The following is a 23,274-nucleotide window of genomic DNA, read 5'->3' on the forward strand; positions in this document are numbered from 1 at the left end:
CTATTTAGGGGACAAAAAATAGAATAAAATATATTTAACCTTTTTTAAATTGATAAAATAATGACTTTATTTACTGTATAGTATGTTAAAATTGATTTAATTTGATTTTAAAAGTATTGTACTCCGGCTCCGGGTACAAAACCGCTTCGAAAGAAGCGGTTTTTTTGTTTTTAAGACTTTTTTCTAAATAAAACACAATCAACCTTCTAAATTTTAGAGCCAATCGCTATTTTAACTCCTTTTTTTGTTGTAAACTTGTAAGTGTAATAAAAACACTTAAAAAATGAAACAAGTTCTCACTTTAGGAATAGTACTGTTGTTTTTCACTTCGTTTACGGTGAAATCCAGTCCTCATATTTTGGTCAACGCTGATAAAACTATCGAAGTTGCGTTTGAGTTGTCTCCTGAAAAAACAGCTGTTTATCGGGTTTTCTACAAAAATAAATTGGTGATCAATACCTCGCAACTAGGCATTATCCGTGAAGATGCCAATTTTTACTCGGATTTAAAAGTTGTTGCAATTTCTAGGGCTAAAAAAGTAAATGATCATTATACCATGCTTCAGGGCAAGCGAAAAGATATTTCTTATTCTGCCAATCAATACATTGTAAGTCTTGTAAATTCTAAAGGCGAACCGATGGACATCATTTTTCAACTTTCGAAAGATGGAGTGGCTTTTCGTTATTATTTTCCTTCCCATTCTAAGGATATTAAAAAAATAATTGAAGAAAAAACGACCTACAATTTCGATTCTACTACCAAAGCTTGGTTGCAACCCATGGCCAAGGCCAAGACGGGATGGAAAGAAACCAACCCCTCTTACGAGGAACATTATGCCATGGGAGTTCCTATACTTACTCAACCAGAGATAGGCGAAGGATGGGTGTATCCAGCACTTTTTGAAACCAATGCAGCATGGGTATTGCTTTCAGAAACTGGACTACACGATAAATACTGTGGTTCAAGATTGGTTTATAACGACAATGCACATGCATTGCAGGTTACTTTTCCTCAAAAACAAGAAGTTTTTCCTAATGGTGCGCTACAACCTGAATCTGTTTTGCCTTGGCGCACTCCTTGGCGTATCATAACTATTGGTACTTTAAGCACAATTACTGAAAGTACTTTGGGAACCGATTTGGCCGAACCAGCTATCAAAATGGATACTTCTTTCATAAAAGGAGGACTAGCTTCATGGAGTTGGGTGCTGTTGAAAGACGAATCGGTTAATTATGCTATTACGCGTCAGTTTATAGATTATGCGGCGAGTATGAATTGGCCTTACTGTTTGATAGATGCTGATTGGGATACCCGAATTGGAGTTGATAAACTCAAAGAATTGGTTGAATATGGAAAAACCAAGAAAGTAAAATTACTGGTTTGGTACAATTCTTCTGGGAGTTGGAACGGAACAGAATACCATCCTAAAAGTAAACTCTTGACGCCAGAAAGTAGGGCTGCAGAATTTGGAAGGTTGAAAGAAATAGGCATTGCGGGAGTCAAAATAGATTTCTTTGGAGGCGACGGCCAATCGATGATTGCTTATTATCACGAACTACTGAATGCTACAGCCAAATACCAATTGTTGGTTAATTTTCACGGTGCGACACTTCCTAGAGGTTGGCAGCGTACCTATCCTCACTTGTTGACTACAGAGGCCATCAAAGGGGAGGAGTTTATTACTTTTGGACAACCCGATGCCGACAAACAGCCTACACATTGTGCTACCATTCCTTTTACACGTAATGTTTTTGACCCTATGGATTTTACTCCTATGGTTCTCGATGCTATACCCGGAATTACGCGTAAAACAACTCCTGCCTTTGAACTCGCACTTCCAGTTTTGTTCTTGTCTGGAATTCAACACATAGCCGAAATTCCTGAAGGAATGGCCAAAATGCCTAGTTATGTTGTGGATTATTTAAAAGATATACCAACGAATTGGGAGGACTCCAAATTTATTGAGGGCTATCCTGGCAAGTATATCGTAATGGCAAGAAAGAAAAATAACATCTGGCATATTGTAGGCATCAATGCCGAAAACGTAGCCAAAACAATAACAATCGATTTGTCATTTGTAACCCAAACAAACGGCTTTTTGATTACTGATGGTGTGAATGGTTTTGAAAAGCTTCCTGTTGCTAAGGCAAAGCCACTTTCGGTAACCATACAGCCCAACGGCGGATTTGTGGTAAAAATATAATGGCTATCAGGATTTTGTAGTTTGTGATAACGAATAAGTTTGGTTGGTTTTCTTCACTATCTTAGCAAATGTTCCTATGAATATGTTTTGGTTTTGAATGGGAACCAACCAATTTTTGCTTAAAATAGTAACGAACTTCTTTGATAGAAAATAGATTTTAACTCAATAAAAAACCCCGAAAGTATAACTCTCGGGGTACTAACTAATACCATAATTACAAGCAATAACCAGTTGACTTATTTATGTGTAGAAAAATTCAATCTATAATTAGTTAGGGTTTTTTTTGATAGGTTGTTCTGATTTCGATGATTGTATTTACTAAATAGATGTATTCAAAAAATCAACTTTACTTATCGAACCCAGATTATTTATTTTATTATTTAACCGAAAACTTAAAAGTGGTTTTTGTTTTATAGTTTTCCCCAGGATTTAAGACTGTTGTTGGAAAATCTTTTTGATTCGGCGAATCTGGATAATGTTGTGTTTCCAAGCAAAAACCAGTTCTATGTGCATAGGTACCGCCGTTTCTCATTGGCAAAGTTCCATCCAAAAAGTTACCAGAGTAGAATTGAATTCCAGGTTGGTCTGTGTACACTTCTACTACTCTTCCGCTTGTAGCATGATAAGCTGAGGCTACTAATCGTTCTCCTTTGTTTTGGTTGTTCAAGACCCAGCAATGGTCATAACCCAATCCGTTTTTCAATTGTTCGTTTTTGGCTTCTATTGCTGCACCAACCAATTTTGGTTTTCTAAAGTCAAATGGAGTATTGGTAACATCCATCAACTGTCCAGTTGGAATCAAAGTTGCTGCTACAGGTACCAATTTGTCTGCATCAATCATGATTTCATGGTCTAAAATAGGCTTAGAAAAATCAGCAGACAGATTGAAATACGAATGTTGTGTTAGGTTTACAATCGTTTTTTTATCGGTAGTGGCTTCATACAAAACATCCAAAGCATTGTCTTTATTTAAAGTATAGGTTACAAAAACCGTCAAGTTGCCAGGATAACCTTCTTCCATATCTTTGGCTAAATACTTCAATTTTAGCGAAGCAGTATCGCCACCTTTGGCTTCTTCGGCAGTCCAAACCACTCGGTGAAAACCTTCAGGACCTCCGTGTAAGGCATTTGGGGTGTTGTTGATTGCCAAGGAATATTGTTTTCCATCCAAAGTAAATTTACCTTTTGCAATACGGTTGCCATATCTTCCGATAAGGGCTCCAAAATACGGATTGGGCTTCATGTATTGTTCCAATGAATTAAAACCAAGCACCACTTCCTCGGATTTCCCCGCTTTGTTAGGCACTTTTAGGGAAGAAATAATTCCACCATAAGTGATGATGTCAACTTCCATTCCTTTTTGGTTTTTCAGTGTATAGCGGTCTATTTGTACCCCTTTATCTGTTGTACCATATACTGTTTTGGCTATAGACACAGCATCTGTAGCTTTTGTTTCAAGTGCAGTTTCCGCTGCATCTGTTTTTTTTTCTCCTTTGCATTGCACATTCATACTCGCTAAACTTAAAATGGAAATTCCATAAATACAACGTTTTACTAGATTCATATATTTGTTTTTTTGGTTTTTAGAAATAACTATAAACAAAAATTTTTGTTGGGCGTGCCCCTCAGTCTCGTCGGAAAAGACGAGACAGAGGGTCGTGCTGTACGTTCCCGCTTTTTTTTGATTCCGAAAAAACGGAATCAAAAAAAGAGCTCCACTGCCATCACTCACGCATACAGTGCTAACCTACACTTTTTTCTTTTTACAAGCCATGTTGAAACAAATGAAAGTATGCTTCATTAGCATTAAGCTTGTCTTTAAAGTCTCTTATTGTTGTTTTTTCATCAATTACCAATAATTCGATGCCAGCAATATCTGCAAAATCTTCCATAAACTCGGTAGTTACCGCTTGGCTATAAACCGTATGATGCGCCCCACCAGCAAGAATCCAAGCCGTAGCTGCAATATCAAGGTTTGGTTTACAATCCCACACGACACGCGCCACAGGAAGTTTTGGTAAATCAGCCATTGGTTTTACAGCCGTTACTTCGTTTACAATCAATCTAAAACGAGTGCCCATATCTACCAAAGATACATTGATGGCATCGCCAGCTGGAGAATTGAACACCAAACGCGCTGGATCTTCTTTCCCGCCAATTCCTAACGGATGTACTTCACAAGAAGGTTTTCCATCTGCAATAGACGGACAAATTTCTAACATATGTGATCCTAAAACATACGATTTTTGTGGAGTAAAGTGGTAGGTATAATCTTCCATAAACGAGGTTCCTCCTTCAAGGCCTACATTCATAACTTTCAACGCTCTTACCATTGCCGCTGTTTTCCAATCACCCTCGCCACCAAAGCCGTAACCATCGGCCATCAAACGTTGGGTTGCAATTCCAGGTAATTGTTTCCAAACGCCTAAATTTTCAAACGTATCCGTAAAGGCTCCAAAACCACCTTCTTCCAAGAAAGCTCTTAGTCCTAATTCTATTTTTGCAGCATCTACTAGTGATTGTCTTTGTGCTCCACCTTCTTTCAAAGAAGGAGTCAAAATATAAGAAGCTTCATAAACCGCCAATAAATCGTTCAGTTGTTTGTCGGTTACTTTCTCGATATGTTTGGTTACATCCGATGAATCAAAACCATTTACAGATACGCCAAAACGTATTTGAGCTTCTACTTTATCTCCTTCCGTAACGGCAACTTCTCGCATATTGTCGCCAATACGAGCCACTTTTAGGTTTTGTAATTCATTCCAGCCTAAGGCTACTCTTGTCCAATTGCCTAATTTGGTTTGTACTCTTTCGTCTTCCCAATGACCTACCACAACTTTACGTTTTTTACGCATTCTAGACATGATAAATCCAAACTCTCGGTCTCCATGAGCGGATTGGTTCAAGTTCATGAAATCCATATCAATACTAGCCCAAGGGATTTCAGCATTGAATTGAGTGTGTAAATGGCATAAAGGTTTGTTCAAAATACTCAAACCACCAATCCACATTTTGGCTGGAGAGAAGGTATGCATCCAAGCGATGATTCCAATACAGTTTTTGTTGGTATTCGCTTCTAAGCACACATTCGTAATTTGTGCAGGAGATTTTACAACATCTTTATAAATTAATTTAACAGGTAATTTTGCAGAAGCATCTAGTCCTTTTGCAATAATTTGTGAATGTTCGGCTACTTTTCTCAGGGTTTCTTCACCATATAATTCTTGGCTTCCTACTACAAACCAAATTTCTTTTTGAGAGATATCTATCATTATAATATTTTTTTAAAATTGTTTAAAGTTTAAAATTGTTTAAAGGTTTGTTTTAGTTTAAACAACTGTAAACCAAAGAAACCTTACACTAAAATTACTGACCGTAATACGAATCTTTTCCGTGCTTGCGCTCGTAATGTTTTTTGATTAAAGAATCCTTCAATCTAGGGGCGTTTGGGTTGATTTGTAAAGTCAGATACGCCATTTCGGCAACTACTTCAAGTACTTTGCTGTTGTAAACCGCTTTGGCAGCGTTTTTTCCCCAAGCAAAAGGTCCGTGGTTGCCTATCAATACCATTTCCACTTCTTCATAAGAAAGGTTTTTTTCTTTGAAACAATCCAAAATTTGGATTCCTGTATTGTGTTCGTAATTTCCTTCAATAAGTGAATCGGCCATTGGTGGCGCACAAGGAATGTCAGCCGTTAAATGATCCGCGTGAGTGGTTCCAAAAATCGGAATATCGAGTTGCGATTGAGCCCAGGCTACAGAGTAAGTTGCGTGGGTATGCGCTACTCCGCCAATGTTAGGCCAGTTTTTATATAAATAAGCATGCGTTTTGGTGTCCGATGACGGACGCATAGTTCCTTCGATGATATTGTTGTCAAAGTCAAGTATCACCATATCTTCGGGTTTTAAGTCTTCGTAAGGCACACCGCTTGGTTTGATGGCAAAAACCCCTTTTTCTCGATCTACCGCACTTACATTGCCAAAAGTGTAAACGACCAAGTTCAAAGCATTCAGCTGCATATTTGCTTCATAGCATTCTTGTTTTAGGTCTTTATATAGCGTGCTCATAGTGTTGATTTTTTAGAGATGGATCGGCAAATTGACTTAATTGTTCGTAGGCTAATAGCAGTTTATTGTAAGCGGCCACTTTGTCTAGCTGTGGTAAATATTCGCTTTCGAAATCGCTTCCCATTTTTTGACTGGCTTCGATTACGTTGGGGTAAATACCTGCGGCAACAGCGGCATAAATGGCGGCACCCAAAGCTGGAGTTTGATCTGAAGCAGCCACTTTGATGGGTTTGTTCAGCACATTTGCCAAAGTTTGCATGATAAAAGGCGATTTTCTTGCTACACCACCAATACCGATAACGCTATTGATTTTCACACCTTCTTCTTCAAAGCGATCTACAATTTTTTTAGAACCAAAACAGATGGCATTCACTAATGATTTAAATAAATGTGGGGCTTTGGTACCCAATGATAAATTGGATAGCGCACTTTTCAATTCTTGATTGGCATCGGGAGTTCTTCTTCCGTTAATCCAATCTAAAGCAATGGGCACACTTTCTGATAATGGAATTTTTTCTGCTTCGGTAGTTAGTTCTATAATAAGTTTGTCACTGATTTCTGTTCTTAGTGCATCTTTTTGAGCTGCTGTCAAAAGGGTAGAAGAGGCCAACACTTTTTCTGTAGGCCACATTAGTAATTCTTTGTACCAAGCCAATAAGTCACCAAAGGCAGATTGTCCTGCTTCTAGCCCAATAAATCCTGGGATTACAGAGCCATCTACTTGTCCGCAAATGCCACGAACTGTTTTGGTTCCTATTGATGCCTTGGTATCTACAATGATATCACAAGTTGAGGTTCCCATAACGCGTACCAAAGTATGTTCTTCGATTTTTGCACCTACTGCTCCCGAATGCGCATCAAAAGTTCCTACCGCAATGAGCGTATCAGTGGTAAGTCCCAATCGAGTTGCCCATTCTTGACTTAGATTTCCAGCTACTATATCCGAAGTATAGGTTTCGTCGTAGAGTTTCCCTCTCAATGACGCCAAATAGGGATCTAATTTTGCCAAGAAGTCTTCTGGAGGAAGGCCGTTCCAGTCTTCGTGCCACATGGCTTTATGTCCGGCGGCACAACGAGAGCGTTTGAATGTTTTTAAATCTTTGGAATCAATTAGTAAATAAGTCATCAAATCACAATGTTCCATCCAAGTATAGGTGGCATTTTTTACGGCTTCATCTTGACGAGCAATGTGTAAAATTTTGGCCCAAAACCATTCCGAAGAATAAATTCCCCCTTCGTATTTGGTGAAATTTTCTCCTCCCCAGTTGGCTGCTAGTTCATTGATTTCGTTGGCTTCGTTTATGGCAGTGTGGTCTTTCCAGAGAATCATCATCGCATTAGGATTTTCCTCAAAACCTTTGGTAAGCGCAAGAGGAGTCCCGTCTTGAGCTACTGGAATTGGTGAAGAACCTGTGGTGTCAATGCAAATACTTTTGATTTGTGAAGGCGATACATTTCCTGAAGCAACTACTTGTTTTATAGTGTTTTCTAATCCTTCGATATGATCCAAAGGATGTTGGCGAAATTGGTTGATTGCAGCGTTACAATATTGTTTGTTTTTCCATCTTTGATAATAATGAACATTAGACGCTATTTCTTGCCCGTTATCAGTATCAATCAATACTGCACGAACAGAATCTGTTCCATAATCAAGACCTATTACATAGTTTTTCATTGTCATATTCTTTAAATCTGATAACAAATATACTCTTTTTTATTTTATAAGTGTACAATAAACACTTAATAATTTGTGACGATTATCTTTTTATTAAATGCTAAGTAAATCAACGTTTTTGGAGGTAAAGCGTATGCTTTTTATAACCTACTCTTTGATTTACTAAGATTATTTCATCTTTATTTTTACTACGGTTACCGAGTAAGCCGCTAGATTTAAATTGGCATTAGTTCCTTTAAGGCTAAGTGTGCTTGTAATGGGGCTAATTTTCTTAGGTGCTGCAAATGAGTTTTCATCATTTAATTGATCTCCTTTTAAGGTGATTAGTTCTCCTTTTGATTCCAATTTGGTGTTTTTAAAGTTCAAGTTCACTTTTTGAGGGGCTCCTTTGGTATTGACAATTTTTACGATTACCTCTTTGGTATTGACATCTTTCACTGCTGATGCAAAGAGGTCGTTTTGCCCTGTAATGGCTTTTCCTTTTTCGGTAATGGTAATTAAGTCTGTTCCTTTATTATTCGAGAACAATTGTTGTACATAATAATTTGGTGTTCCAAAAGATTCTAAGTTGTTGAACCAAATCATATCGGGTGTCCATTGCCATCCTTCTTCGTGAGCCAATAGCGGTGCATAGGAGGTAAGGTGAACTACTTCGGCATTGCGCTCCATTCCGGTGATAAAAGCAGCTTCAGAGAAAGCACATTCCCAATTGTTTTTATTGTCAGGACTAGCAATTTCTACACTTTGGGCAGCATATTCTCCAGCGAATATTTTGGGTCCTTTGCGGTCATAGCTGTCATAACGAGTAGCATTTTTTCGGAACCATTCTGGACTTTTGTAATAGTGCTCATCGACAATTTCGGCATTAAGTTTTTTGAGTTCAGAATGAGCGTAATCAAAATAATCTCCTTCTGGAAAAGGACCAGAGCCAGAAACAATAATGATATTAGGGTATTTAGCTTTGATAGCCTTTTCGAAAACTTTAAAACGTTCGATATAATCAGGACCCCATTGCTCGTTACCAACTCCAATATGTTTTAGATTAAAGGGTTTGGGGTGCCCCATTTCTGAACGGATTTTTCCCCAAGGAGTAGTCACATCGCCGTTGGCAAACTCGATGAGGTCTAAGGCGTCTTGTACATAAGGGTCTAATTTTTCCATTGGAACTAATTCACCAGTATTGAACTGACAGGCCATACCACAACTTAAGATAGGTAGTGGTGCGGCTCCAATATCTTCTGAAAGGAGAAAGTATTCATAAAATCCAAGACCAAAACTTTGAAAATAGTCTGGTGTTGGTTTGTGAGCAAACTCGGTATTCCATCTGTTGATTAAAGTTTCTCTTTTTGCAACTTCGCCTACGGTTTTTTTCCATTGATAGCGTTGCGCTAGTGTTCTTCCCTCTACAATACAACCGCCAGGAAAACGAAGAAAACCAGGTTTTAGATCGTATAAAAGTTGTACTAAATCTTTACGCATTCCGTTTTTTCTTCCCTTCCAAGTATCTTCAGGGAAAAGAGAAATCATGTCTAAATCTAATACGCCAGTTCCTTCAAAAGTGATTTTGAGTCGGGCTTTGGCTTCTGTTTTTGTAGCAATTAGTTGGGTGGTATAATTGGTCCAATTGGATGCAGTAGGAGTGATAGAGGTTTCTCCGAGAACAGTATTGTTTTTGTCAATGAATTGGATTTTTATTTTGGAAATATTCCCTGATTCTTTGGCTGCATTGAGCGATATATTGTATCGGGCGTCTTTTTTAATTCCCATTCCTCTAAATCCCTCATTGATGAGTTCGTATCCTTTGGGCTCGTTGATGGTCACACGACAATAGCTATGATTGGTGCCTTCGGTAGCGTATTTTACGATTTTCGCAATTCCCGAGTTTGTGTTTAACTTGTGTCGGTCGCTGTTAGGTTCTTGCCAGCCCATAAAAGGCAGTTCGAATTCGAAGGAGCGGTTTTTAATCATTTCGGCATACAAACCACCATCGGCGGCGAAGTTGATGTCTTCAAAAAATACGCCGTACATGGTGGGCTGAATTTTGGTTACCGATTTTCCTACTTCTACCTCAAATGTATTGGTTTGTGCCATGCCATATACACCACTTAGTAAAAGACCGCATAGGGTTATTTTTGTGATTAGCTTTGATTTCATATTTTGTTACTTTATTTCTATTTTTTATAAATAATCTAGGATTCTCAGGTACTCTTTTTATTTATTATCTATCCAAACTTTCATTTTTCCAACGCCTCTATTGGACCATGAGTAGTAAGGAATGGCTTTCAGGTTGGAGTTTTCAATTACATTAATTCCGTTGAGCAAACTAGGGTTGTATTCTACTTTAAAAGTTTCTGATGGATTGATTTTTATAGCATCGAAGTTGTCTTTGTTGTCCATTTCTTCCAATGCGTATACAATTGGACCATATTCTAGTGCTACTTTATCTTTGTTGGTCACTACTTTGTCATTGGTGATAACTTTTTGAACTTCCATTGGAAAATCTATTGCAATAGCATCGCCTTTTTTCCATTTTCGATGGATGCTTATGTATCCATTATTTTCTTTGCCTTCAAAAGGAATTCCATTTATAGTTACCTTAGTTTTTGCAGTAGAAGCGGAGCTATAATGGTACAAATATCCGGGCAGTACTTGATTCCTTGCCCATCCCGGAATTCGTAATTTTAGGGTAAATGTCGCTTTGTTTTTTGGAGCAACAGTCAGTGCAATTTTTCCATTCCAAGGGTAATTGGTTTGTTGTGTAATCGCTAATTCAGTATTTTCTAGTGTTACTTTGGCGGTATTCGAAGCGTATAAATTTACATAAAGGGTATTTTTGTTTTGGGAATAAATCAATCCAGGAATCGAGGGAATAAAACGAATCAAGTTCGTAGGACAGCATGAACAATCAAACCATGATTGACGAGTGCAGGACCCTCTGTTATTTTTGTGTATTCCATCAGACTCTAAAGCATTGGGATAGAAAAATTGTTTTCCATCTAGGGATATTCCAGAGATTAATCCATTGTATAAAGAGCGTTCAATTACATCGAAGTAATCCGATTTTCCAGTCAAGTTGTGCAATCTGTGATTCCAATATACATCACCAATAGCGGCACAAGTTTCGTTGTAAGCACTAAGATTGGGCAATTCGTAGTTTTCACCAAAAGCTTCTCCATCATGTTTGGCTCCTATACCGCCAGTGAGGTACATTTTTTTGTTAACCATGTTTGTCCATAGATTATTTACCGCACTCAAGTAGTTTTTGTCGTTGTATATTGCCGCAATATCAGTCATTCCTGCATACATATAAACGGCTCTTACGGCATGGCCTACAGCTTCTTTTTGTTGAATTACTGGAATGTCATCTTGAGAATAAGCCCCATATAGTTTGTGGTTTTTTGGATTCCCTCTATTGTCAAGATAGTATTTCGCTAGTTTCAGATAGGCTTTGTTTTTGGTAATTTGATATAGATTCACTAATCCAGTTTCTACAATTTGATGACCAGGTACACCATGGACTTGATTGGGTTGGTCTCCAAAAGTTTGTACTAATAGGTTTGCGTTTTTAATCGCAATATCCAAAAAGTTTCTTTTGCCCGTGGCTTTATAATGGACAACTGCAGCCTCAATCATATGTCCAGAATTGTATAATTCATGACTAATTTGTAATGATTCCCAACGTTTACCTTCTATAACAGGTACCCATGTACAAGGGGGTTTGGCTGGGTTTATGGTTCTCCAAGTTGTGAGATAGCCATCTTTTTCTTGACCTACTTTGATGATAGCAATCAAAGCATCTAGTTGTTTTTCTAATTTTGGATTGGGTTCGCTAATCAATGTGTTTGAGGCGCCTTCAATAATTTTGTACACATCCGTATCATCAAAAGGCATTTGTCCTTTTACTTCGCCTTTCATTTGTCCGCCAGCAATCAAAAAGTTGTCCAAGCGTCCTTCTTCTTTGCACTTTTGAATGGCATATTCAATGGTTACTTCTTGCACTCTTTTAATGATGGGTAACCAAAAAGCATCTGTTAGTTGTACCTGCTGAATGTTGACAGGAGTTATTGCATATCCTTTAGTAGGAAGTGCTTTGTTTTTTTTTGGTGGAATTGCTTTCCATGAAGCGAAAACTATTGGCAATACCAATAGAAAACTCACAGATGATATCAATTTTTTCATTTCTTTTTATTTTAAAGAAGGCCAATTTTCAGTGTCCCAGAGTAGTTCTTTTATAATTAGTTTTGGAGCGCCGTTGGATTTTTTTTCATAGCCATGGTAAAAAATATAGTCTTTGTTGTCAAAAGTATAGACGCTGTTGTGGCCTACGCCAAAATAGTTTTCGTCTCCTTCTACCACTAAACTACCACCTCCTTCATTGAGCGATTTTCCAGTTTTGTCTACATAAGGACCAGTTGGGTTTTTGGATCTTCCTACTACGACTTTGTACGTGCTTTTGTCGCCTCTACAGCACAAATCCCATGAAAGAAATAGATAGTAATATCCTTTTTTCTTAAAGATAAATGGCGCTTCGAGTGCAGCATCTCCGGGATCGGTGTCGGGTAAATCAAAAGAGCGTTTGCGTTTAGCAATGGTGTGCCATTCTTGCGGGTTAGCAATAGATTTTAAATCTGTAGTAAGTTTTACCATTTTTAGTCCTTCCCAAAAAGAGCCAAAAGTTAACCAAGGAGTGTTACTATCGTCAAATACCAAATTGGGATCAATGGCATTCCACATGTCGCGATTGGGTTGTGACTGAATTACAATACCGTGATCAATCCATTTATAGGCTGGGTCTTTGGGGTTCAAGGTTGTATTAGTCGCTATACCAATAGCAGATGTGTTTTTGGCGAAAGCCGAGACAGAGTAATACAAGTAATATGTATTGTTATGAAAAGAGATATCAGGTGCCCAAATATGGTTGTCAAAATTGGGAACCACGGCATCTACCCATTGCGGTTTTTCTTTAAAGATAGAAGGCTCTGGTTGCCAGTTTTTTAAATCTTTGGAACTTAAAACACTTATGCCTTTACCCGTACAGTACAGATAGTAGGTGTCTTTTTGTTTGATTACCACAGGATCATGAACCATATTATTTTGTGCCAATGATACAGTAGTCATGAGTAGTATAAGTAGAGTCGCTATTTTTTTGTAAAATTTCATTGCTTTATATTTTCTAAACTAAAATTGGGTTTCTATTGAATGCCTTCGGTGGTCATCATTACCCGTTTCATAGTTCCATCTTTGTTGTAGAACAATTGATCTACACAAACTGATCTTCTAAAACTACCTCCGTTGGGTTGAATCGCTCCATTGTGATAAATGAAATAATCTTTCCCTTTAAATGAAATAATCGCTTGATGATTTGTGTTTGAGTTACCAGCAAGTTCATTTAGAATGCCTTTGAATTCCCATGGTCCGTTGATAGATTTGCTCATGGCATAGGCTATTTTTTCAGGAAATTGATAAGCGTAGGATAAATAATACCATTGTTTATGTTTGTGAATCCAAGGAGCTTCGGTGAAATGAGGCAAGGAAATGGTTTGAATAGGCCCGTCCATTTCGAGCATGTTCTCTTTCAGTTTTACGTAATGGCAAACGGAATTCCCCCAAAACAAATAAGCTTGACCATCTGTGTCAATAAATACGGTTGGGTCGATATCGTCCCAATCAATTTTAGTTTGGGTGGTCATATCATTGGTTATAAGTGCTTTTCCTAAGGCATCTTTGAACGGACCCGTAGGAGTGTCAGCAACAGCAATGCCTATGGCTTTACCGTTAATGGTTTTATGAGAAACGGTGACATACCAGTAGAATTTCCCATTTCTCTCTATGACTTGCGAGGCCCAAGCATCTCCAGAGGCCCATTCAAAATCGGTTACTTTGAGAGGTACAGGATGTTCCTGCCATTGTTTCATATCTGAAGAAGAATAAACCAACCATTCATTCATTTTATAAAAATTGAAATCGTTTGGTGCTTCATCATGACCTGCATAAAGATATACCTTGTCTTTGTATACCAATGCGGCGGGATCCCCAGTATATTTTTCGGTGATTATTGGGTTGTTCACTTTCTTGGTCTCAGTGGCTTTTGTAACCTTGTTTTGTGCCGAGATTATGGCAATAGTGCCAATAAGAAAAGCTACAATTAGAAGAACTTTCTTCATTGATGTTCTTGTTTGGTTCTTATATTAATTTGATTTTTTGCCCCAAAGTGATTGCCCACCAGAATTTAATCCAGTAAACGTTAATGTCACTTTTCGGGTGGAGGCCTCCCAATCCCATGCATCTTTTACAATGCATTTGTTTCCGTTAAAAGTTAATATTTTGGTACTACTATCATATGCCCAAGTACCGGTTACTCCACCGCTAACTTTTTTGTCAGCAGTCATATAAACAGTTACTGCCTTTTGCATGGTTTTGTATTGATAATTCATAGTGATAAATTCCCATGTTCCAATGATATTAGCTTCCGTTATGCTTGTTTTTGGAACACCAGCATAGCGTTCGGGAGCTACTACAGGCCATCCATCTGGAGTCCATTCTATTTCACGTACGTGTCCCATCATTACAGCATTCGAAACCGCTATTCCTGCTACACCCTCTGGTAGTCTTGCCTGAGAGGCGTAGTACCATTGTTTTGATGTTGGGTCTTGGAATACCGCACAATGACCAAATCCTACCCAACCCGTATGATTGTTGAATGAGTAAGGATGAGTCACAATTGGCCAAGTTTCGGCACCAGTAGTAACGCTTTGTCCGCTAATGGTAACATAAGGGCCTAGAATATTTTTGGAACGAGCTACACGAGTATTGTAGGCCACCGAAAGTTCATCGTAGGCTAGAAATAAATAGTAATACTGTGTGTCTGGATTATAGATAATTTCTGGACCTTCTAGTGCTTGCCAACGATTGGTGTTTACGTTGCCACGACCTGCAATTCGAACACCATAATCATCAATTGTTTTGAGTTGATATGGTTTTCCAGTAGCTGGATTTAGTTTTACAGCAGCAATTCCTGAGTGCCAAGAACCATAAACAAGGTATTGTTCGCCTTCGGGAGTTTGAATAAAACTTGGATCGATAGCATTAAATTTGAAATAGGCATCCCAATCATTTCCTCCATTTCTAACATAACTTTTTACACCATCGGGTTCTGAACAAACGACCATACCTTTATCGGTCCAATTATTAGAGGCCAAATCACTCGTTTCTGCAAGACCAATAAAAGCACGCTCTGTCCAAGAGGTATTGGTGTCAGTACCAACAATTGGATTGGTTACGACTATACTATAATACATTCTGTACACATTGCCTACCTTTCTTACACATGGTGCCCAAAAGCCATAACTTGGATTGGTAATTGCTGGTAAAGCGGGATTCATTCTAGCTCTTTTGTTGTTTAAGGAATCCTTTACCCAAGCAGGAGCTTGTGTCATTGCTGCGCCCATAAATTCCCAATTGATCAAATCTTTGGAACGTCTGTAAAAAAAGTGACCATTGCCTTCGTGTGCATTTCCATAGGAAGCATCGGTTTGGTACATATAGTAGTATTCTCCACTTTTCTCTACTGATGGATCATGTAAATTGGCCAAGTTCCACTGCATACGGTTGCCCCATGAAGCGTTTGCCGTATAATTATCTGGGTAAGTAGGCCCAGCAAATGTAGATGGCGTAGGAGTTGGTGTAGGTGTAGGAGTTGTCGATGGATCCGTAGTTGTGGGATCATCTTTAGAACAACTAAGCATAGTTATGATTAGCATAAACAGGCCTAGTTGAATAGTGTTTTTTACAAATGCAGTTGCTTTCTTCATGACTTTCAGCTTTTATTTTCCTTCTAAAACCACTACAGCGAATGGAGGAATGGTGATTTGAAGTTTTCCATTTTTGTTTTCGAAACCTTTGAATGTATTGGTAGTAATTTTATTTGGAGTATCAAAACTGTTATGGTCTTGTAATTTAGCGGAGCTTAGTATCGTTCCTGTGAAGTTTTTTACACCCAGTTCATTTACTGCAATTTCAATGGTATTTTTATTCTTAGTGTCTAGATTTACTAGCGAAATATGAATAGTACCGTTGTTGTTTTTTGAAGCCGATACGGATACTGCAGGAAGGGATTCTCCATTGAAAGTATAGTTTGGCGATTGAAATGTTACGGGTATCAATTTAGCTTCTTGGTGTACGCTATACATTTTCATTACGTGATAGGTAGGGGTCAAAATCATTTTGGCCTTATCTGTCAGAATCACTGCTTGTAATACATTGACACATTGGGCTAAATTGGCCATGCGTACTCTATCTGCGTGATTGTTAAAAATATTAAGGGTAGCTCCAGCTAAAACAGCATCACGCATAGTGTTTTGTTGGTACAAGAATCCAGGATTGGTTCCTTTTTCTACTTCATACCAAGCTCCCCACTCATCAACCATAATGGCTACTTTTTTCTCAGGATCGTATTTGTCCATGATAGCGCCATGTTTGGTCACTAATTCTTCCATTTTTAGTGCCGATTTCATGGTTTGGAAATATTGATTTTCTGTAAAATCAACACCGTCTCCTTTTTTATTCCAATCGATTACCGCATAGTGATGAACACCCACTCCGCCAAGCATATTCAATGGGATGTTTTTCATTAAAACTTCTGTCCAATTATAATCGGCGCTATTGGAGCCAGAGGCAATACGTGTAATGCCTCCAGTATTTTCCCAATCAGACATAAAGGTGGCATACTTTCTATATTCACCTGCATAATATTCAGCAGTCATGTTACCACCACATCCCCACGCTTCATTACCTATTCCCCAAAATTTAACTTTCCAAGGGGCTGTTCTACCATTTTTTTGACGCAAATCACTCATCGGACTTTTTCCGCTAAAGTTGGTGTATTGTACCCAATCTGCTAATTCTTGGACAGTACCACTTCCTACATTGCCAGAAAGATAGGGTTCTGCTCCAAGTGCTTCACATAGGTTGAGGAAATCGTGAGTTCCAAAGCTATTGTCTTCGGTAGTACCTCCCCACCATTTATTGACAATGGTAGGTCTTTGTTCTTTTGGACCAATACCATCTTTCCAGTGGTAGGTATCAGCAAAACAACCGCCAGGCCATCTTAAATTTGGAATTTGAAGTTCTTTTAAGGCTTTTATAATATCATTTCTAACTCCGTTAGTATTTGGTATTTTGGACGTGTCGCCAACAAAAAAACCACCATAAATGGATCGTCCTAGGTGCTCTGCAAAATGACCATAAATGTGTTTGCTAATTGTAGGTGATTCTTTGGTGTTTTGTAATGTAACTACAGTCACTTTATTTTGTGCCAAAACAAAGGAACTAGATAGGGTAAGGGCAAAAAGTAGTACTAATGATTTTTTCATGGTAATAGGCTTTATGAAGAATGGAGGCTTTGGGTTTCTTCTGAATTTAATAAGAAAGTGTTGGCCAACCTCCTGACCAAGTAAAATAAACAATTTCAAGTTTTGGATTTCCGCTGTCTGCACCATCGTAATAATGAACTGAGCCTTTTTGAGTTCCAACAATTCTAGACAAATGACCTGGGCCAATATAATTGCCTTGAGTGGCTAAAACAGTAGTGCCGCCTCCGCTTTTTAAAGAGACTCCATTTTTGTCAACAAATGGGCCAAACGGACTCGTAGAACGGCCTACAACAATATAGTAAGTACTGTTTACTCCGTTACAGCATGAACCTCTATTTACAAATAAATAATAATAACTTCCTTCTTTGATTAAGCAAGGAGCTTCCCAGCTGGCACCGTTTCCTCCTGCAACAATTGTTCTGCTACCAGTTGTTTTACCTGTAGAAGGATTAATTTGAATCACTCCAATACCCGCATGCCATGAACCATAAGCCATATACACATTTGAACCATCTACTAAAATCGATGGATCTATTGCATTGACATCCGATGATGAGGAAGAAGCAACCACCATACCTCTGTCGGTCCATTTTGTTCCAGCACTTTGTGAAATAGAAGGCGCTGTTACCAATCCGATTGCTGAAGTGGCTGAACCAAATGTAGAGCAGGAATAGTACATGTTCCAACGATTATTAAACCAAGCGACATCGGGAGCCCAAAAAGTTTTGGTAAATCCTGGAACATAGCTTGTAATCCAACTTGGAGTACTCGTAAAAACAGAAGTTCCCCATGTCCAATTGGTTAAATTGGTAGAGTAGGTCATAGGAATGTTGTCTCCTGTAGTAAACACATAATAATTTACCCCGCTTTTTACGATGGTACTTGGGTCGTGTGAGGGCACCGTTCCGCTAACTGTTTTGGCTGTTAGGTTTTGAGTTGGTGCTTTTGGATTTGGTACAATGGCTTCACTTTGGGATGTTGGTGAATTTATTTCTTCGTTTTGGCAATTGGTTACTAAAAATCCAAATAGGATAATGAATGCAATTTTGTTTACTTTTTTCATATAGCTCCTTATTTTGTTTGTAACAGTTTGTTTGGAATTTATTTAAAGGTATAAAATCATATGGTAACGGTCATTGTTACCATATGATTTTCAAAACTCAACTAACTCAAAATTATACGTATATACTAGTAACCATCATTTTGTAGGGTTCCAGGATTGTTGTCCATTTCTAATTGTGGAATTGGGAAGTATTCTCTACCAGAAGTATAAGTGTTAAACTCAGCATCTCTAGATTTTAACCAAGCAAGTTTTGCTGGGTCTTGTAACCAACCCCATCTACGAATGTCATCAAATCGGTGACCTTCAAGAGGGAATTCTAAGAAGCGTTCATGAGCAATTTGATCTCTCATTTGTGCTTGGGTCATGCCTGGTTTTGTAGTTGCTAAATTAGGAAGTCCAACGCGTGATCTAACCATTTGAATGTAAGTGTAAGCCCCAGGTGTATCGCCTGTTTCGTTCAAACACTCGGCGTACATCAACAATACATCGGCATAGCGCAAAAGACGCTCGTTGATTCCAGATCTCCAGTCATATTCGTTGGCAAATTGTCCATCAGAATTTTGGTATTTTCTGCAAAATAAGTCGTTCAAATCAGCTGAACTTTTGCTGTAAAAAGTAGCAAAATCTTGACCGTATAATTGCATACCTCCTGGTTTGTTGTAAAACATCGTTGCGTCTAAACGTGGATCTACAGCTCCAGATGTTGTTTTCTCTATTTGATAATCATTATACAAAGCCCAAGTAGGTTGTACGTCTGTCCATCCGAAAGCTCTTGGTCCATAAGTAATAGCTCTGGCCGATGTTTTTCCCCATCCAGATGCAGGAGCACCACCCCAACCTAAATCTACACCACCAGCTTCTCTGCTAAATTGTACTTCAAAAAGCGACTCAGAATTGTTTTCATTGGTAGTTGTAAAGTTATCACGATAGTTGCTAACTAATGCATAAACTCCCAAATCGATTACTTGTTTGAAAGCGGTTTTAGCATTGTTAAAATCTTTAGTAAATAGATATGCTTTTCCTAAATAACCAAGTGCAGCACCTTTGGTAGCACGTCCTTTTTCACCTGCATCTAGGCCAGTAACATTATTATATGTTACAGGTAGTAAATCTGCAGCTTGTTTAAAATCAGCAATTACTTGTGCCCAACCTTCGGCTTGTGTTTTTTGAGGATAAAAAGTGGCAATGTCTGTTGGAACAGGTACATTTTTGAACATATTTACTGCGTGAAATAAATACAATCCTCTCAAAAAGTACGCTTGTCCAAGTACCCTGTCTTTTAAACCTTTGTCGGCCATGTCTATGTTTGGTACATTTTTGATGACTTGATTGGCTCTATAAATTCCTTGATAGTAGGTTTCATAAGCCCATCCGTAGATCGCTGCATTAGAAACATTAGAATTGAAGCGACCTACATTATACATTGCATCCCATGGGCTGTTACTGCGGGTATCATCACCTTTTAGGTCTAATAAAAGCGGAGTACTTCTCATGTAAGTTCCATCTGTTAATAAGCTACTATAAGCGGCATTTACTCCTTCAATAGCATCCTGATCTGTTTTCCAGAAAGAGCCTGATGTCTCTACGTTTGGATCTACTTGTAATAAATCTTCATTGTCTACACAGCTGGTCATTACTACAGATAGTGTAAAGAAGACTGTTAGATAATTATATATTTTATATTTCATTTTTATATTTTTTATGGGTTAGCTAATATTAAAATTCAACTTCAATTCCTAATGAAACGGTTCTAGGATTTGGGAAGGAACCTGCGTCATAACCTCTTGAAAACAATCCATCGTTACTATTAAAATCAGGATCGTACCCTTTGTACTTACTTAATATCAATAAGTTTTGTCCGTTGGCAAATATTTTTGCTTTTTGAATGAATTTAATGCCTTCTAAAGGAATTTGATAGCCAATTTGCATGGTTTGTAATTTAATATAATCACCTTTTTCGATGAATCTATTAGAATCTCTTGCGTTGGCATTAGGATCACCAATTATTGGTCTTGGTACATTCGTATCTGTATTTGTTGGTGTCCAGTAATCCAACATATCAGTATGATGGTTACCATATTGTCCTAACATTAGGTTGCGATACATGGCATTGAACACTTTATGTCCACCAGCACCTTGCCAGAACATAGACAAATCCCAATTTTTGTATGAAGCACTAAAGTTCAAACCATAACTATATTTTGGGATGGTAACTCCTTGGTAAGTTCTGTCTAAGTCAGAAATCATTCCGTCTCCGTTTACATCTTTGAATTTTACATCTCCAGGTGCAGCATTTACTTGCGTTGGTGAAGCAGCTACATCAGCAGCATCTTTAAAAATTCCTACAGTTTGGTAAGCATAAATTTCACCAATAGAACGACCTACTTCTGTTTTTGACGCTGCTCCATAAATTGGATTTCCGTCTAAACCAATTTGTAATACTTTGTTTTTCATTGTACCTAAGTTCGCCGAAATAGTATACTTGAATTCATTTTTATTATTGTTGTATGAAGCTGTAAATTCTAAACCATTATTTTTTACTGCTCCAGCATTTGTAACTACACTTGCAGGGAAAGCTCCTGTAGAGAAAGGTAGTGGTACGCCAATCAATAAATCTGTTGATTTTTTCTCGTAATATTCTGCTGTAAACTGAAGGGCATTGTCTAAAAATCCTAACTCAAGTGCCACGTTGGTTGTTTTGGTTTCTTCCCAATGAACATTTGGGTCAATGGCACTAACTACTGTTGTTCCAGGCGCCAATTCATTGTTGAAGTTATAGCCTGCAAACGCGTTGATTGTTGGTGAATAGGCATAAGGACCGATGGTGTTGTTTCCTAAGATTCCATAGCCACCTCTTAGTTTGATATTGCTTACCCATTCTGGTAATTTTAGGAATTTCTCGTTACTAATTTTCCATCCAGCAGAGAAAGAGTAAAAGTTACCTGTGTTGTTTTCTTCACTAAATAAAGAGGTTTTATCTTGTCTGAAGTTTACGGTTAACAAATAACGATCGTCATAAGCATAGTTCAATCTGCTTAAGTATGAAATATTGGTTACTGTATTTTCATATTCTCCAGCACTTGTTGCATCAGCATACTCTAAGTGACTGATTTCTCCTGGTAGATAGCCAACACCTCTTGACCAGTGGTTGTAATTATCATTGCGTTCTTGAACCCAACCTGCCAAAGCATCTATTTTATGTTTATTGATATCAACGTTATACGTTAATAAGTTGTTTAAGAAAGTTCTAGTTTGGCTTCCTGTAGAAACGTCTAATGAAGCTTCATCATTTGTGGTAATGTAATACCATCCTAAATCACTTGGTGGAACGAATTTTCTGTTTTGCCAATTTAAGATATCAAAACTTGCATCAATTTTGTATTTCAATCCTTTGATGATTTCATATTCTCCCCAAATATCACCTACAAAACGGTTACGTTTGCTGTTGTTTGTAATAAGACTATTGTATCCAATTACGTTCATCGAAATTGCTCTTTGGGTTAGGTTATCAGTACCACCATAACCTCCCAGACGATTTGGATCACGAACTGGCATAGTAGGTACCGCTCCTAATAAATCTGAGATAGGCGTTTGACCACCGTTGTATTCATTAAAGTTTTCTTTGTCAGATTGTGTAAAGGCAATTTTTGATCCGTATTTGAAGTTTCCTTTTTTGCCGTGTAAATTCAAAGTAGTAGAATATCTAGTATAATCTTGCGGTGTGTTTACATATCCTTTGTTTTTGAAATAATCAACATTCAAGTTGTACCCTAAACTTTCGGCACCACCATTAAAGGTTAATGAGTGATTTTCGATGATTCCTGTTCCAAAAGCGGCATCTTGCCAGTTTGTATTTACGTTATTAATATAAGAGGCGCTATTAGGATCATTACCTGGTGCTATTGTTAAGCCCGCATTTACTTCCGCTGCGCTTGTAACTTTTTGGTATCCTAATCGATCTGTCAATGACCATTTTTTGGCTACATTTTGAAAACCTATTAATGATTTGTATTTAATGTCGAGTTTGCCCAGTTTTCCTTTTTTGGTTGTAATAATTACTACACCATTGGCTCCTCTAACTCCGTAGATAGCAGCAGATGAAGCATCTTTTAATACTTGCATTGACTCGATTTCGCCAGTAGCAAAATCATAAGGACTGTCTACGATCATACCGTCTATTACAAATAAAGGATTGTTATTGCTAAAAGAATTGATACCACGAATTTTGATGTTTACAAAACCTCCAGGTTCTCCAGAAGATTGTACTGTAACACCAGCTACTTGACCTTGCATCATCTTAGCAACATCATAAGTAACGGTTTTTTTTGCATCTTCCATTTTTACAACACTCACTGCACCGGTTAAATCGGATTTCTTTTGTGTTCCGTAGCCTACCACTACTACTTCGTTAAGAGAATTTACATCTTCTCTTAGCGTTACTTTCAAATACGTATTTGATCCTACTTGTACCTCTTGGTTTTTAAATCCTACAAATGAGAATACTAATACGTCATTAGAAGAGGCTTTGATGGTAAACTCTCCGTCAAAACCGGTAGAAGTTACTCCTTTTGCACCCTTCAAGGCTACATTCACTCCTACCAAAGGGAGGTTGTCTGTGCCAGACGTTACGATTCCCTTTATTTCATTAAGCTGTTGCGCAGATACTGTATAAGAAGAGAACAGTATGATTAGTAACGCCACTAGCCATTCTTTTTTTAACAATAATGAATTGTTGAAAAAAAACAATCTTTGGTTTGTTATCATATTGGGTTAAATTAATTAGTTTGTTTAATAAGTGTTATTTTTACATTTGTAAATATAATTAAAAAAAATTGTTGTAAACAAATATATTTGACAAAAAAAAGTTGATAAAAAAACAGATTTTTTAATTTTG

Annotated in this window: 14 protein-coding genes; 1 reads left to right on the forward strand and 13 read right to left on the reverse strand. The window is 37.8% G+C overall.

Annotation, left to right across the window (positions count from 1 at the left end; translation table 11 throughout):
• Positions 1-283: 283 nt before the first annotated feature.
• Positions 284-2,203 (forward strand): glycoside hydrolase family 97 catalytic domain-containing protein, encoded by a 1,920-nt coding sequence (locus tag ACSVH9_RS04950; RefSeq protein ID WP_438062741.1) that lies wholly within the window; start codon positions 284-286, stop codon positions 2,201-2,203.
• A gap of 376 nt (positions 2,204-2,579) precedes the next feature.
• Here the strand turns inward: ACSVH9_RS04950 and ACSVH9_RS04955 are convergent, their stop codons facing one another.
• The 13 genes from ACSVH9_RS04955 to ACSVH9_RS05015 all read right to left on the reverse strand — a co-directional run bounded on the left by ACSVH9_RS04955 (position 2,580) and on the right by ACSVH9_RS05015 (position 23,144).
• Positions 2,580-3,767: an aldose epimerase family protein gene (locus tag ACSVH9_RS04955; protein WP_438062742.1), complete on the reverse strand. Its 1,188-nt coding sequence runs from the start codon at positions 3,765-3,767 to the stop codon at positions 2,580-2,582.
• Positions 3,768-3,966: 199 nt separating this feature from the next.
• Positions 3,967-5,475, reverse strand: a complete 1,509-nt coding sequence (araA, locus tag ACSVH9_RS04960; protein ID WP_438062743.1) for an L-arabinose isomerase — start codon at positions 5,473-5,475, stop codon at positions 3,967-3,969.
• A gap of 94 nt (positions 5,476-5,569) precedes the next feature.
• Positions 5,570-6,271: an L-ribulose-5-phosphate 4-epimerase gene (locus ACSVH9_RS04965; RefSeq protein WP_342691594.1), complete on the reverse strand. Its 702-nt coding sequence runs from the start codon at positions 6,269-6,271 to the stop codon at positions 5,570-5,572.
• Positions 6,255-7,946 (reverse strand): ribulokinase, encoded by a 1,692-nt coding sequence (locus ACSVH9_RS04970; protein WP_438062744.1) that lies wholly within the window; start codon positions 7,944-7,946, stop codon positions 6,255-6,257. The genes ACSVH9_RS04965 and ACSVH9_RS04970 overlap by 17 nt, the downstream gene beginning before the upstream one ends.
• Positions 7,947-8,114: 168 nt before the next feature.
• Positions 8,115-10,100 (reverse strand): alpha-L-arabinofuranosidase C-terminal domain-containing protein, encoded by a 1,986-nt coding sequence (locus ACSVH9_RS04975; RefSeq protein ID WP_438062745.1) that lies wholly within the window; start codon positions 10,098-10,100, stop codon positions 8,115-8,117.
• A 57-nt stretch (positions 10,101-10,157) separates the two neighbouring features.
• Entirely contained in the window at positions 10,158-12,125 is a 1,968-nt protein-coding gene (locus tag ACSVH9_RS04980; protein WP_438062746.1) for a glycoside hydrolase family 127 protein, read from the reverse strand.
• A 6-nt stretch (positions 12,126-12,131) separates the two neighbouring features.
• Positions 12,132-13,106: an arabinan endo-1,5-alpha-L-arabinosidase gene (locus ACSVH9_RS04985; protein WP_438062747.1), complete on the reverse strand. Its 975-nt coding sequence runs from the start codon at positions 13,104-13,106 to the stop codon at positions 12,132-12,134.
• A 32-nt stretch (positions 13,107-13,138) separates the two neighbouring features.
• Entirely contained in the window at positions 13,139-14,110 is a 972-nt protein-coding gene (locus tag ACSVH9_RS04990; protein WP_438062748.1) for a glycoside hydrolase family 43 protein, read from the reverse strand.
• Positions 14,111-14,134: 24 nt separating this feature from the next.
• Positions 14,135-15,757, reverse strand: a complete 1,623-nt coding sequence (locus ACSVH9_RS04995) for an arabinan endo-1,5-alpha-L-arabinosidase (protein WP_438062749.1) — start codon at positions 15,755-15,757, stop codon at positions 14,135-14,137.
• Between the two features lie 12 nt (positions 15,758-15,769).
• The gene (locus tag ACSVH9_RS05000) at positions 15,770-17,317 is read right to left on the reverse strand and encodes an alpha-N-arabinofuranosidase (RefSeq protein ID WP_438062750.1); all 1,548 of its coding nucleotides are present in this window, start codon (positions 17,315-17,317) and stop codon (positions 15,770-15,772) included.
• A gap of 46 nt (positions 17,318-17,363) precedes the next feature.
• The gene (locus tag ACSVH9_RS05005; RefSeq protein ID WP_438062751.1) at positions 17,364-18,380 is read right to left on the reverse strand and encodes an arabinan endo-1,5-alpha-L-arabinosidase; all 1,017 of its coding nucleotides are present in this window, start codon (positions 18,378-18,380) and stop codon (positions 17,364-17,366) included.
• Positions 18,381-18,505: 125 nt separating this feature from the next.
• Complete coding sequence (locus ACSVH9_RS05010; RefSeq protein ID WP_438062752.1) at positions 18,506-20,068, reverse strand: RagB/SusD family nutrient uptake outer membrane protein; 1,563 nt, start codon at positions 20,066-20,068, stop codon at positions 18,506-18,508.
• Positions 20,069-20,096: 28 nt separating this feature from the next.
• On the reverse strand, positions 20,097-23,144 hold the full coding sequence (locus tag ACSVH9_RS05015) for a SusC/RagA family TonB-linked outer membrane protein (protein ID WP_438062753.1): 3,048 nt from the start codon (positions 23,142-23,144) through the stop codon (positions 20,097-20,099).
• Positions 23,145-23,274: the final 130 nt, after the last annotated feature.

The organism is Flavobacterium sp. RSSB_23 (assembly GCF_051547145.1).
Classification (GTDB): Bacteria; Bacteroidota; Bacteroidia; order Flavobacteriales; family Flavobacteriaceae; genus Flavobacterium.

Coding starts and splice junctions, on each gene's coding strand:
- ACSVH9_RS04995 (WP_438062749.1), bottom strand. CDS start 15,757: ATGAAGAAAGCAACTGCATTTGTAAAAAACACTATTCAACTAGGCCTG.
- ACSVH9_RS05010 (WP_438062752.1), bottom strand. CDS start 20,068: ATGAAATATAAAATATATAATTATCTAACAGTCTTCTTTACACTATCT.
- ACSVH9_RS05000 (WP_438062750.1), bottom strand. CDS start 17,317: ATGAAAAAATCATTAGTACTACTTTTTGCCCTTACCCTATCTAGTTCC.
- ACSVH9_RS04975 (WP_438062745.1), bottom strand. CDS start 10,100: ATGAAATCAAAGCTAATCACAAAAATAACCCTATGCGGTCTTTTACTA.
- ACSVH9_RS04970 (WP_438062744.1), bottom strand. CDS start 7,946: ATGAAAAACTATGTAATAGGTCTTGATTATGGAACAGATTCTGTTCGT.
- ACSVH9_RS05005 (WP_438062751.1), bottom strand. CDS start 18,380: ATGAAAAAAGTAAACAAAATTGCATTCATTATCCTATTTGGATTTTTA.
- araA (WP_438062743.1), bottom strand. CDS start 5,475: ATGATAGATATCTCTCAAAAAGAAATTTGGTTTGTAGTAGGAAGCCAA.
- ACSVH9_RS04990 (WP_438062748.1), bottom strand. CDS start 14,110: ATGAAGAAAGTTCTTCTAATTGTAGCTTTTCTTATTGGCACTATTGCC.
- ACSVH9_RS04950 (WP_438062741.1), top strand. CDS start 284: ATGAAACAAGTTCTCACTTTAGGAATAGTACTGTTGTTTTTCACTTCG.
- ACSVH9_RS04980 (WP_438062746.1), bottom strand. CDS start 12,125: ATGAAAAAATTGATATCATCTGTGAGTTTTCTATTGGTATTGCCAATA.
- ACSVH9_RS04965 (WP_342691594.1), bottom strand. CDS start 6,271: ATGAGCACGCTATATAAAGACCTAAAACAAGAATGCTATGAAGCAAAT.
- ACSVH9_RS04955 (WP_438062742.1), bottom strand. CDS start 3,767: ATGAATCTAGTAAAACGTTGTATTTATGGAATTTCCATTTTAAGTTTA.
- ACSVH9_RS05015 (WP_438062753.1), bottom strand. CDS start 23,144: ATGATAACAAACCAAAGATTGTTTTTTTTCAACAATTCATTATTGTTA.
- ACSVH9_RS04985 (WP_438062747.1), bottom strand. CDS start 13,106: ATGAAATTTTACAAAAAAATAGCGACTCTACTTATACTACTCATGACT.